This window comes from Geomonas terrae, assembly GCF_004791675.1.
Lineage (GTDB): Bacteria > Desulfobacterota > Desulfuromonadia > Geobacterales > Geobacteraceae > Geomonas > Geomonas edaphica.
Map to the genome: position 1 here is coordinate 471,301 of NZ_SRSC01000004.1, position 12,075 is coordinate 483,375.

A 12,075-nucleotide genomic window follows, 5' to 3' on the forward strand; every position below is an offset into this window, starting at 1 on the left:
TATTGATGTGTGGTCAGCTTCAAGAAAAAGTAGGGCGCAGTTTGTTAATGTAAGGCCTGCTTTAAGCAAAAGCAGGGGTGCGTTTGTTAATGTATGGGTGCAGTGAAACAAAGTAAGACCAGCATTTGCTAATTTACGTCCCGGCAAGCGACGAGTGCGTGTCATTTTTACCACAGCGGGGCGCTCTCCTCATCCAAATTGGCCATGCCATGACGGGAAATGGGCGCCATGCCTTAATGAGCCGGTCTCACTTGTTAATATAGAGGCTTATATTAACAAAGTAAGAGGTGCATTTGCTATTTCAAGGTGTCAGATTAAAGAAGTGTGGTCCCGGACAACGAGCCAGGCGGGGCCACCGGGCTTACACCTGATGCCACTCAGCTTAAGTGTCGTCTGGTGAACCTCCCGCGCGACAGCCGCGAGCTTAACAACGAGGCCGTCGCGCTTATCTTTGATGACGCGCTGCAAACCATCTCCCGTTTAAATATCTCAAAGGGTGTGCTATAAAGCAGCGTTCACGACAAAAGCCATCGAGGTCCGAGAAAATGGAAGCACAAGCCGCAGGGGAGCGCATCGTTTGGCTCGCAAAAGAGATCGAGCGCCACAACCGACTTTACTACGAGCAGGACATGCCGGAAATCACCGACGCGGAGTACGACGCGCTGTTTCGCGAACTGCTCGCGCTGGAAAACGAGTTCCCGGAGCTCGCCCTCCCCGATTCACCCACGAAGCGTGTAGGAGGCAGACCGCTCGCCAAGTTTTCCCAAGTGCGCCACACCCTCCCCATGCTCTCGCTGGAAAACGCCTTCACCGAGCAGGACATGATCGACTTCGACGACCGGGTCAAGCGCTTCCTAGGTCTTTCCGGGGACGCTGAGATCGCTTACGTCTGCGAGCCGAAGATGGACGGTGTCGCCGTGGAACTCGTGTACCGGCAGGGGCTTCTGGAAATCGGCTCGACCCGCGGCGATGGCGTCGTAGGTGAGGACGTGACGCAGAACCTGAAGACGATCAAGGACGTGCCGCTGCGCCTGGAGACGGACGACCCCCCTGAGCTTCTGACCGTGCGCGGCGAGGTGTACCTGCCCTTGGCCCCCTTCCGCAAGTTCAACCAGGAACGCGAGGAGGCGGGAGAGCCTCCCTTCGCAAACCCGAGGAACGCGGCCGCCGGGTCCCTGCGCCAGCTCGACTCCCGCATCACCGCCAAGCGCCCGCTTAGCATCTTCTGCTATGCACCGGGGGAGATTGCCGGTGCCGACTTCACCTCGCAGAGCAATTTCCTTGAGACCATCCCGAAATGGCGCATCCCTGTGAATCCGCTCACCAGCGTGGTGAGGGGTATAGGGGCGATGCTCGCCTACTATCAGGAGATGATGGAGAAGCGTGACGATCTACCTTACGAGATCGACGGCGTCGTGGTGAAGGTGGACTCTTTCACCATGCAGCGCGAGCTTGGGGAAAAGAGCCGTTCGCCGCGCTGGGCAATCGCCTGGAAGTTCCCACCCCGGCAGGCAACGACGGTAATCGAGAAGATCTTCCATTCCGTCGGGCGTACCGGTGTCATCACCCCTGTTGCGTTTTTGAAGCCGGTGAACGTCTCCGGCGTCATGGTCTCCCGGGCCACCTTGCATAACTGGGAGGAACTCGAGCGGAAGGACATCCGGGAAGGTGACACCGTCATCGTCGAGCGTGCAGGCGACGTCATCCCAGCCGTGGTGCAGGTACAGCTGGACAAGCGCCCCGAAGGTGCGGTGAAGCCGGAGGTCCCGGCACATTGCCCGGTGTGCGGCGGCGAAGTGGTCCGTATTCCCGACGAGGTCGCCGTGCGCTGCGTCGCCTTCGCCTGCCCGGCGCAGTTGCTCGAGCGGGTGAAGCATTTCGCCTCGCGGCGCGCCATGGACATCGAGGGGCTCGGGGACAAGTTCATCGAACAGTTGCTGAGTCTGAAGCTGATCAGGGACGTGGCCGACATCTATGCGCTCAAGGAAGAGGATTTCATGCAGTTCGAGCGGATGGGGAAGAAGCTTGCCGAGAACCTGTTGAATGCCATCGAGGCGAGCAAGGAGCGTGAGCTCTCCAGGCTCATCTTCGCGCTCGGCATAAGGCACGTGGGGGAGCACACCGCGAAGCTTTTGGCCGGGGCCTTCGGCAGTATCGACAACCTTGCCAAGGCCGGCGAAGAAGAGCTGACCAGCATCCGCGAGGTAGGCCCGCAGGTGGCCGCGAGCATCGCCGATTTCTTCAAGAGTGAGGAGAACCTGAAGGTGATCGAGCGCCTCAAGGAGGCCGGGGTGAGTCCCAAGGTCGAGGAGAAGCGGGTTGGCGGCCGGTTCACCGGTAAGACCTTCGTCTTCACCGGCGCCTTGGAGAAGTTCACCAGGGACGAGGCCAAGAAGATGGTGGAGCAGGAAGGAGCCCATGCCGCCGGGTCGGTTTCCAAGAAGACCGACTATGTGGTGGCCGGCGCCGACGCCGGGAGCAAGCTCGAGAAGGCGCGGCAGTTGGGCGTGAGCGTTTTGAGTGAAGAGGAGTTTTTGGAGCTGATGCGGTAGGCGTCGCAGGCTTTGTTAAGAGAAGGCGCGGCAGCCGATGGCTGCCGCGCCTTTTTTGTGTCAGCGGTGTTCCTTGCGGTTCTAAGAGCCCGCCGGCCGCTGCGCTACTTCGCCAGCTTCGCGGTCAGCGCTGGGACGAACTGCATCACGTCGGCCACGACCAGCACGTCGGCAACCCCGGCTATGGGGGCGTCCTTGTCCTTGTTGATGGCCACGATGAACCCCGATTTCTTCATCCCCGCCAAGTGCTGAATCGCCCCGCTGATGCCGCACGCCACGTACAGCTTGGGACTCACCGTCTGCCCGGTCACCCCGACCTGGCTCCCTGCATCCATCCAGCCGCTATCCACGACGGGGCGGCTCGCCCCGACTTCACCTCCGAGCACCCTGGCAAGCTCGGCGATGACCGGTATGTTCTCCTTCTTGCCGACACCGCGCCCTACGCTGACGATCACTTCAGCCTTCGTCAGGTCCACCCCCTTGCGCGCCGCCGCTTCATAGCCCAGAAACTCGAGCCTCCCATCCCCCGCCGCGTCGACCGGCTGCACCTGCGGCGTCCCTCCCGGCACCAGCGCGGGAAACGCTCCACCCTGCAGGGTGAGCACCACGGGCGTTCCTTTGGGCTTCACCACCTGACGCATCTTCTGGCTCAGGCAGGGCCGCTCGAAGCTACCCCCTTCCGCCAGCGCAACCACCTCGGAAACCTGCGGCACCTTTAACAGGGCCGCGACCCTCGGCGCCAGATCCCAGCCGTAGGAGGTGTGCATGAACACCACGTAGTCCGGCCGCTCCCGCTCGACTACCGCCTGCACCAGACGCTTGTGCAGGTCCGGGTTGTACTCGCCGTACTTGCCGGCATCGGCTAAGTAGACGGTACCACCGTACCCGGGAAGCCCCCCCTCCCCGCCGACGATGAGCATTGCGGTTTCGGCTCCCGCCTGCGACGCGAACCCGAAGAGCTCGTAGCTGTATTCCAACAACTTGCCTTCACGGCATTCACCGATCAGTAAGAGTTTCATGGCATCCCCCTAGCGCAGCACCGCTGTCTTGTCCTTCAGTATCCCGATGAGACGGTCGACCTGGTCGGTGAGCTCCCCTTCCAGCACCATGGCGCTTCCCTTCCTGGCCGGAGCCCGGAATTCGACCTGAGCCACCCTTTGTTCCTGATGCAGCAACTCGGCTACGGGGATGACGCGGACCTCTTTCTTCTTCGCCTTCATGATATTTGGCAGTGTCGGGTAGCGCGGCTGGTTCAGCCCCAATTGGCAGGTCACCACGGCCGGCGTCTTCAGGCGCACCGTCCCCTTCACCCCTCCTTCCAGCTCGCGCTTCACCGTGACGGTGCCATCGGCATACTCAAAGCCGACCACGGTGGTGGCGCAGGCATAGTCGAGCAGCTCCGCAACGGTAACGCCGACCTGGGCGGAACCTCGATCTTGTGACTGCAACCCGGTGAGGATGAGGTCGAACCCTTCCCCGGCGGCATAGGCGGCGATTATCGACGCCACCTGCCAGGAATCCTTCAGGTGTGCCGCTGCATCTTGCACGTGAACACCGCGGTCCCCGCCCATCGAGAGCCCCTTCTTGATCGCCTCGACCACCCGGTCCGCACCTATTGAGAGCACGGTAACCTCAGGCTCGCCGCCCAGTTGCTCCTTGAGCAGCACGGCCTGCTCGATGGCGTACTCGTCGTACTCGTTCACTCTAAAGGCAAGGTCCGTCTCGGCGTACCATACGCCCGAAGCATCAGGTTTGAACCGGGACTCCATATCCGGCACCTGCTTTATGCATACCAGTATCTTCATGGCAACCTCCTCCAGCTGGGATTGAAAGAACGGTGCGCGCCGCGGGTCGGCGCACCGTCAGGAGCTTTAATTATAGGATATAGGAGTAACGAAATGTGTCAAACATCTTAATGAATTACGCGGGAGCGGCAGACGCGAAGGACCTGACAACGGGGGGATGTGTTGAGGGGAGGTCTGACGGAAAAGGATGGCGAAAAAACTAGATCCAGTAGGCGAGCTCTTCCCGCCTGGACCAATCGCCCTGCTTAGCCTTTACGGCTTTCAGATTCTGCTCCAGCTCACACAGCAGGTGCGTTAGCTGGCGAAAGAGCTGGTTCTTTTCCGCGACATCGTCGGTACGATCGAGCTTCGCCAGCAACTTCAGGTACCTGGCGTAGGCTTCGTCAAAACTGTCCATGGAACGTCCTCCTGGTTCGGTGTCGAGCAGAAGGTACGTTTACAATTAAATTAGAATATTTTCAAGTTAATTTCTTAAACAAATCTAATTTTTTCAGGTCGGCATCATATCGACGCGGTTTCTACCGCTCTGCTTCGCCCGATACAGCGCCTCGTCGGCGCGGCGAAACAGCGAGTCGATGTTCTCAACGGACGGGCCCGGGTAGGTGGCGACCCCGGCGCTGATGGTGAGGGTGAGATCTTCCATGGGGGGAGGGAAGGAGGATTCAAGCACGGCCTGACGCAGGCGCTCGGCAACGATGACGCCCCCCTCGAGCGCGGTACCGGGAAGCACCAGCACGAATTCTTCGCCGCCGTAACGCGCAGCGCTGTCGTAGGCGCGCATCTGCTGCTGCGCGATACCCGCGACGGCAGAGAGGACTACATCGCCGTTTTGGTGCCCGTAGGTGTCGTTCACGCTCTTGAAGTAATCGATATCGAAAATGACGAGGGAGAGATTTTCGTGGTTACGTCTGGCCCTGATGAACTCACCGTCCATTATCTCGGCCAGGTAACGCCTGTTGAAGAGGTTGGTGAGATGATCGATGTTGGTCAGGCGCTTCAACTGCTCGTTGGCCTTCCTCAGATCGTCCTGCAGGGACTTGATCTTAAGTTGCACCCTGACGCGCGCCACGAGCTCGCCGGGATCAAACGGCTTGGTGAGGTAGTCGCTTGCCCCCTGTTCGAGCCCCCTGATCTTCGAGTTGAAGTCCATCATGCCGGTCAGCATGATGATGGGAAGCCCCTGCAGGTCGGGGCGCGACGCCACCAGTTGCAGGAACTTGTAGCCGTCCATGCGCGGCATGTCGACGTCGCAGATGACGAGGTCGGCCTTGGATTCGATCAGCGTCTTGAACCCTTCCAGGCCGTCCCGCGCTTCCCGGTACTGCTCGAAAAGGCCGACATCTTTCAGGGTGCGCACCACCTGTTCCCGTATGGCGGTGGAGTCATCGATAACGAGCACACAATTGGACATGATTTCTCCCATCGACATTACACAAGAGTAGCCGGTAATCGATGCCAATGTGAAACCGGAGCGTTCACAGCAGTCACAACAGACTGCGGGAAAGCATCATGAGTCTCAAAAAGGATGTGACGCTTATCGTCAAGTGCTACGGTAAGGTTTAATAAAAAAGTAGATGATCAGCAGGAATGGAACGGAAGAGAAAGCCGCCTCAAAATTCCCTTTAAAGAGTTGCCATGTTCCAAAACCTACCACTGCCAGAGTGAACAAAATGATGAATATTGCTGCGGGTTTTTTCATAGGTGGGATATTAACCAATCCTCGTAGATCTTGTCCAGATATTTAATACTTGTAACGCGGCTAAGGGGTGTTCCAGTCCCAAGAGAACTTCAGCTCATCCTCGGTGACGAACAGCTCGCAATAAGTCTTCTTGAAGGCAGCCTGGTTGGCCGCGCTGTCGAACTCCTCCTGCACCACCTTCTCTATCATTGCATCGGGAAGGTCCATGCTCTTTTCAAAGGCCCCCTCGAGGAACCCCTCGCGCCATCCCGCCTCTTTCAGATGGATCTTGAAGAGGCTGACGTGAATGCTGTTGTTGACGCCGTAATCGACCATCAAAAGCACGTTCTTGGCCATCTTGCACCTCCGTGTGCCGGACTTCTCCAGCTGCAGACCGTTCAAGATTACCACAAAAGCTCCCGATTCGACCGAAACTCCATGAGTTTCCCGGTCACCGGGTCCTTGAATCGGAGCGTGTGCGCCAGGAGCTGAAGCGGCTTTTCGAAATCGTCGCACTGCCTGGGCCGCAGCTGCGGGTAAAGCCTGTCGTACATGATCGGCATCCCGAGGCTATTCATGTGCACCCGCAACTGGTGCGTCTTACCCGTGTGCGGGACGAGCGAGAAGAGCGACACGCCTCCTCTTTCATCGATGCGCGTTATCTGCGAGCGGGCGTTCGCCTCTCCCGGCGCGACCATCATGGTGTACCAAGGGTCACCCGGTACGAGCCTGCTCTCCACGTGCCACTTTTCGCCCGGCACCCTCCCCTCGGAAAGGGCGAGGTAGCTCTTTTCGATCTGCCCCTGCCGGAAAAGCCCGCTGTAAAGGCCGCGGGTCGCGGGGTTCACGGAGAAGAGGACGAGGCCGGCGGTCTCGCGGTCGATGCGGTGCAGCGGCACGATGTGATCGATCCCGGTCCGTCTGCGCAGCCTGTGCAGGAGGCTCTGCTCGAGGTAGGCCCCTACCGGCGTAACGGGGATGAAATGGGGCTTGCACGCCACCAGCAGTTCCTCGTTTTGAAAGAGGATCTCTTCGGTGAAAGGGATGACCGGCTCGTTCTCGATCTCCCTGAAATAGAAGACCCGCTTCTGCGGCGCGTAGGGGGTCTCGGGGGTGATCGGCGTACCGTCCTCGGAGAGCACCTTCCCTTCGGCGACGCGTCGCTCCCACACCTCCGGCGGGATCTTCGGGAAACGTTGCAGCAGGAAGGCGAGCACGGTCCGGTGCGGCTGCTCGACCCTCGGCATGGTAACCTTGGCGGCGAATGCGGAAATCATCGTCCGCTCACCACCGGCTGTTCCCCCACTCCTCGCTGAAGGCCACCTCCGCCAGTTCCTTGCGCGGGCGGGGATTGGGGGACTGGTCGGGATACCCAAGCGGCGTGAGCCCCACCACCTTGATCCCTGCGGGAATGCCGAGTGCATCCTTGATGCGTTCCTCGTCGTACCACCCCATCCAGCAGGTACCAAGTCCGAGCCCGTAGGCAGCGAGGCAGAGATGGTCGAAGGCAAGCGCCGCGTCGGCTATGTAGTACTCGATGCCGTTTTCGACGCCGCTCTCGTTCGGATCGGCACAGACCACGACGATGCACGGCGCCGATGCTATCGCTTTTTTACCCGGGTTGTCGTCCGGGAAGGCTTCGAACAGGCGCCCGATGCGCTCAGGCTCGGTCAGCACCAGGAAACGCCAGCACTGCAGGTTCTTCCAGGAAGGCGCCAGACGCGCCAAGTTAAGGACCTGTTTTATTTTGCCTGGTTCGACCGGCGTCGCTTTGAACTTTCGGATGCTGCGCCGCCCGGTTATGGCCTGAAAAACATCCATGACAATGGCCTCCTTTTGCCGGTTTTTGGACTACATATCCCAAAAACGTCGTTTTGTAAACCGCGCATTTTGTATGACGTATCGCATACTTTTCCGCACCTGTCCGGCCGGAAAGCGATTGACACCCAGAACGCCATGTTCTAGATTAGCTTGGAATTTAACACCACGAGGACTCCATGGACATATTGACGGACGGCGAGGAAATCACCTCTATCGGGGAAATCGCCTCTGCGCTGGGGCTCACCACCAGGACCATCCGCTACTGGGAAGAAGTAGGCATCATCGAGAGCGTTCCCAGAAGCGACGGCGCAACCCGCGGTTTCACCCCTTATTACGTGCGCCGGATCAAGTTCATCATCAAGCTGAAGGAACTGGGCCTCACCATCAGGGAAATGCAGGAGCTCTACGCGGCGTACGGCGAGGCGAAGCAGACCGAGCGCATGGTGCCGCGCCTGGTGGAGATTCTGGACGAGCATATCGAGAAGATCGACGAGAAGATGGCGAAGCTCGCCTCACTGCGCAGCGACATCTCGAGCTACCGCCAGCACATGGTCAAGAAATTCGGCAACGAGACGGGCGGCTGAGCCATACACCAGCCCCCCGCATCCCCCGCCCGCCGCGCCCGAAGGCGGACCACCCACCGGGACACAGATGAGATTCATCGCGGACCTGCACATCCATTCGCGCTATTCCATAGCCACGAGCCGCGACTTAGGCCTCGAGAGCCTCTGGCGCTGGGGGCAGTTGAAGGGTATCCGGGTCATCGGCACCGGCGACTGCACCCATCCCTTGTGGCTCGAGGAGCTCGAGCGCGAACTCGTCCCGGACGGCAACGGGCTCTTCCGGCTCCGGGAGACCCACGACCTTTGCGGCGCCCCCGTCGTGCCGGAGCGCTGCCTCGCGCCGGTTTCCTTCCTGCCCAGCGGCGAGATCAGCTGCATCTACCGTAAAAACGGCCGCACCAGGAAAGTGCACTGCCTGGTGCTCCTTCCGGACCTTGACGCGGTGCGCAGGCTGAACGAGAGGCTCGCCAGGGTCGGAAGCATCACCTCGGACGGCAGGCCGATACTGAAGCTCGACGCGAAGGACCTGCTCGCCATGCTGCTCGAGGCCTCCCCCGAGGCGCTCCTCATCCCGGCCCACGCCTGGACCCCCCACTTCTCCGTATTCGGCGCCTTTTCCGGCTTCAACACGCTGGAGGAGTGCTTCGAGGAGCTCGCCCCGCACGTCTTCGCCATCGAGACCGGACTTTCCTCCGACCCCGCCATGAACTGGCGCGTCTCGGCGCTCGACGGCATCACACTCGTCTCAAACTCGGACGCCCATTCCGCATCGAAACTCGGGCGCGAAGCGACCATCTTCGACACAGCCCCTTCCTACCAGGGGATCTACCGCGCCATCAGCTCGGGCGAGGGGTTGGCCGGGACCATCGAATTTTTCCCTGAGCAGGGGAAGTACCACGCCGACGGCCACAGGTGCTGCGGCGTACGCCTTGCCCCCTCGGAAACGGTCGCCAACGGTTACCGCTGCCCGGCATGCGGCGGCAAGGTGACCGTTGGGGTGCTGCACCGACTGGAGTCAGTTGCAGACCGCCCCTCCGGGACGAGACCTGCCGGGGCGCCCCCCTTCTGCTCCGTCATCCCCCTCATCGACCTGATCGCCGCGACGCTTCACGTGGGAAGCGGCAGCAAAAAAGCCCAGAAGCTCTACTTCGAGCTCCTGGGCCGGTTGGGAAACGAGTTTCACGTGCTTCTTGAGGCACCGCTTGAGGAGATCGCCGCCTCGGCGGCGCCGCTCGCTGCCGCGATCGGCAGGATGCGGCGGGGCGAGGTCGAGATCGATCCGGGCTACGACGGCAGGTTCGGCACCGTCTCGGTCACGCCCGAGCCTTAAGTTACTTGAGGAACTCGTCCAGCTTCTTCGTGTCCGCCCCCACCACCATCTGTCCGTTGACGAAGAAGGTCGGCGTCCCGCTGATCCCCACCTTCCTGGCGAGCGTCATGTGCTCCTGCGCCAGCTTCTTGATCTCCGCCGACGCGGGCTTGGCCGACGCGGGGATTTCCTGCCCGAGCATCATCGCGTCGTAGGCCTGGGTCTTGTTCTCGGCGGAGAGGATGTACTCGATCTTGGTGATGGCGCCCGGGTGGGCAAGCGGCGCGAAGAAGATGTACTGGGTCACGTCGCTGCGCTTGGTGAAGTACTCGGCGCCCTTCCTGCAATACGGGCAGTCCGGGTCGGTGAACTCGATCACCACCTTCTTGCCGTCGCCGATCTTCAACGCCTTGTCCAGCGGAAGGTCCTTCACGAGCTTCGCGGCGAGCTGCCCCTTGCGCTCGGCGGTCAGGCTCTTCAGGTCCTTGTTCACGATCTCGCCGGTCAGCACCAGTTGCTTGTCAGGGTAGTAGTAGAAGATGTTCTGGCCGGTGATCACCTCGTACAGTCCCGGGATCTCGGTCGGAGTCATGCTGTCGAAGGCTACCTGCGGGAACGCGCTGCGGAAGGACTCCTCCGGGGTTGCGGCGAACGATGCGGTGGCTGCAGTCAAAAGGAGAAGGGAAAGTACTGCTGCAATGAAGCTTTTATGCAACGACATGAGCGCCTCCATGGGTCTTTTGTGTTCCCCGGCCTGCGGGGCAGCGGCAACTATAGCATATCTTTATCGAAAGGTAGTCTGAATAATGAGAGAAGTCTGCGGGAACTACAGAGGGAGTGAGCTGCAGGCCAGGGCCGCGGCACCAAGGACGCCGGCGTCGTTGCCGAGACTCCCTTTGAGGATGCGGACGCGGGCGCCGGGGACGGCAATACTGCGGGCGGAAAGCTCCCGACGCAGGGAAGGCTCCAAAAGTTCGAAGCTTCCCGAAACGCCCCCCGCCAGGATCACCGCCTCGAGGTTCAAGAGGTTCACCACCCCCGCGACCGCGATGCCGAGATAGCGTCCTGCCTCCGCGAAGAGGGTGAGTGACCCGGCATCCCCTCCCCTTGCCATCGCGGCGACCGCTTCCGCGTCACCGCTACCGCCGGATATGGCGGTCGCCGAGGCGTACTGTTCGAGACAGCCACGCGCGCCGCAGCCGCAGGGGCGCCCGAGCGGCTCAACCGGGACGTGTCCAAGCTCCCCCGCGGCGCCGTCGGCTCCAACCCAGAGCCTTCCGTCCAGGATGAGTCCGGCGCCGATGCCGGTCCCGAGGGTGACGACGAGGAGCGAAGAGCAGCCGCGCCCCGCACCGAAGCGGTGCTCGCCCACAGCGCAGGCATTGGCATCGTTCACGAGGAGCACCGGCAGCCCCACCGCTTTCTCGATCTCCTCCCCGAGCCGCACCTCCTCGAGCGCTGGTATGTTGACGCTGGCGCGCACCACGCCGTCCCTACCTACGAGTCCAGGCACTCCTGCGCCTACCGCGACTACCTCCATCCCCGCCGAGCGGGCCGTCTCCCTGAGCCCTTCGAGTGCGAACTCGAGCCTCGAGAGGAGGAAAGGAAGCCCGGCCGCGGGAAGGGTCGCCTCTTCGCTCCTCGCGAGCACGCGTCCCTCCTGGTCGACCAGCGCCAGGCGCAGGTTGGTCCCCCCGATGTCGATGCCGATGCACCCTTTTTGCTTCAACGCGCCTCCTCGAAAAACGGCTTCAGCCGGTCGTAGGTTGCCCAGAGCGACTCCGGGAGCACCCGGACGTCGGCGAGCACGGACATGAAATTGCTGTCGCCGTTCCAGCGAGGCACCACGTGCATGTGCAGGTGGTCCTCGACACCGGCCCCGGCGGCCTTGCCGAGGTTCAGCCCGATGTTGAAGCCGTCCGGCTTGCTCGCCTTGATCAGCACATCCTTGCAAAGCGCCACGGTCGTCAGGAGCTCCTGCATCTCTTCGCCCGTCAGGTCGTTCAGCTCCGCCGTGTGCCGGTTGAGCGATACCAGCAGGTGGCCGTTGCTGTATGGGTAGCGGTTCAGCATCACGCGACCAAGCGGGGTGCGATGCACGATCAGGAGCTCCCTGTCGTCTCCCTGCGCGCAGAAAATGCAGCCCGACGCCGGCGGCTGCGTCAGGTACTCAACCCTCCATGGCGCAAAAAGCCTGTCCATGACTCCTCCTGCCGGATGTCCTGTCAAAAGCCGGCTGATTATAACCAAACTCTCTCAATTTACAACCCCGCCATGACATTGCAAGAAGACGAGCTGAAACTTGAGGAGGTCCGGCACTGATTCTCGTTTCCTGCACGGTCATTGT

The 12,075-nt window shown here is 61.0% G+C and carries 13 protein-coding genes; 3 read left to right on the forward strand and 10 right to left on the reverse strand.

Going from position 1 to position 12,075, the window contains the following annotated elements:
• Window positions 1-545 precede the first annotated feature (545 nt).
• The gene (ligA, locus tag E4633_RS17605; protein WP_135872166.1) at window positions 546-2,552 is read left to right on the forward strand and encodes an NAD-dependent DNA ligase LigA; all 2,007 of its coding nucleotides are present in this window, start codon (window positions 546-548) and stop codon (window positions 2,550-2,552) included.
• Between the two features lie 104 nt (window positions 2,553-2,656).
• Here the strand turns inward: ligA and E4633_RS17610 are convergent, their stop codons facing one another.
• From E4633_RS17610 to E4633_RS17640, 7 genes are all read right to left on the reverse strand, one after another.
• Window positions 2,657-3,571, reverse strand: coding sequence for an electron transfer flavoprotein subunit alpha/FixB family protein (locus E4633_RS17610; RefSeq protein ID WP_135872168.1), 915 nt, complete (start codon window positions 3,569-3,571; stop codon window positions 2,657-2,659).
• 9 nt (window positions 3,572-3,580) lie between these two features.
• Entirely contained in the window at window positions 3,581-4,357 is a 777-nt protein-coding gene (locus E4633_RS17615) for an electron transfer flavoprotein subunit beta/FixA family protein (RefSeq protein WP_135872170.1), read from the reverse strand.
• 199 nt (window positions 4,358-4,556) lie between these two features.
• On the reverse strand, window positions 4,557-4,754 hold the full coding sequence (locus E4633_RS17620) for a hypothetical protein (protein WP_135872172.1): 198 nt from the start codon (window positions 4,752-4,754) through the stop codon (window positions 4,557-4,559).
• A 93-nt stretch (window positions 4,755-4,847) separates the two neighbouring features.
• On the reverse strand, window positions 4,848-5,768 hold the full coding sequence (locus E4633_RS17625) for a diguanylate cyclase (protein WP_135872174.1): 921 nt from the start codon (window positions 5,766-5,768) through the stop codon (window positions 4,848-4,850).
• Window positions 5,769-6,116: 348 nt separating this feature from the next.
• Window positions 6,117-6,392, reverse strand: coding sequence for a hypothetical protein (locus E4633_RS17630; protein WP_135872176.1), 276 nt, complete (start codon window positions 6,390-6,392; stop codon window positions 6,117-6,119).
• A 47-nt stretch (window positions 6,393-6,439) separates the two neighbouring features.
• Complete coding sequence (locus E4633_RS17635) at window positions 6,440-7,312, reverse strand: pseudouridine synthase (protein WP_135872178.1); 873 nt, start codon at window positions 7,310-7,312, stop codon at window positions 6,440-6,442.
• A gap of 7 nt (window positions 7,313-7,319) precedes the next feature.
• Window positions 7,320-7,856 (reverse strand): nitroreductase family protein, encoded by a 537-nt coding sequence (locus E4633_RS17640; RefSeq protein ID WP_135872181.1) that lies wholly within the window; start codon window positions 7,854-7,856, stop codon window positions 7,320-7,322.
• A 176-nt stretch (window positions 7,857-8,032) separates the two neighbouring features.
• Here E4633_RS17640 and E4633_RS17645 point away from each other — a divergent pair, with 176 nt between their 5' ends.
• Both E4633_RS17645 and E4633_RS17650 read left to right on the forward strand, forming a co-directional pair.
• The gene (locus E4633_RS17645) at window positions 8,033-8,440 is read left to right on the forward strand and encodes a MerR family transcriptional regulator (RefSeq protein WP_135872182.1); all 408 of its coding nucleotides are present in this window, start codon (window positions 8,033-8,035) and stop codon (window positions 8,438-8,440) included.
• Between the two features lie 67 nt (window positions 8,441-8,507).
• Window positions 8,508-9,749 (forward strand): endonuclease Q family protein, encoded by a 1,242-nt coding sequence (locus E4633_RS17650; RefSeq protein ID WP_135872185.1) that lies wholly within the window; start codon window positions 8,508-8,510, stop codon window positions 9,747-9,749.
• Window position 9,750: 1 nt separating this feature from the next.
• On the opposite strand, the gene E4633_RS17655 is transcribed toward E4633_RS17650, so the two are convergent.
• The 3 genes from E4633_RS17655 to E4633_RS17665 all read right to left on the reverse strand — a co-directional run bounded on the left by E4633_RS17655 (window position 9,751) and on the right by E4633_RS17665 (window position 11,930).
• The gene (locus E4633_RS17655) at window positions 9,751-10,449 is read right to left on the reverse strand and encodes a DsbC family protein (RefSeq protein ID WP_135872187.1); all 699 of its coding nucleotides are present in this window, start codon (window positions 10,447-10,449) and stop codon (window positions 9,751-9,753) included.
• A gap of 105 nt (window positions 10,450-10,554) precedes the next feature.
• Window positions 10,555-11,457, reverse strand: a complete 903-nt coding sequence (locus E4633_RS17660) for an ROK family protein (RefSeq protein ID WP_135872189.1) — start codon at window positions 11,455-11,457, stop codon at window positions 10,555-10,557.
• Window positions 11,454-11,930, reverse strand: coding sequence for an HIT family protein (locus E4633_RS17665; RefSeq protein ID WP_135872191.1), 477 nt, complete (start codon window positions 11,928-11,930; stop codon window positions 11,454-11,456). The genes E4633_RS17660 and E4633_RS17665 overlap by 4 nt, the downstream gene beginning before the upstream one ends.
• Between the last annotated feature and the right edge of the window lie 145 nt (window positions 11,931-12,075).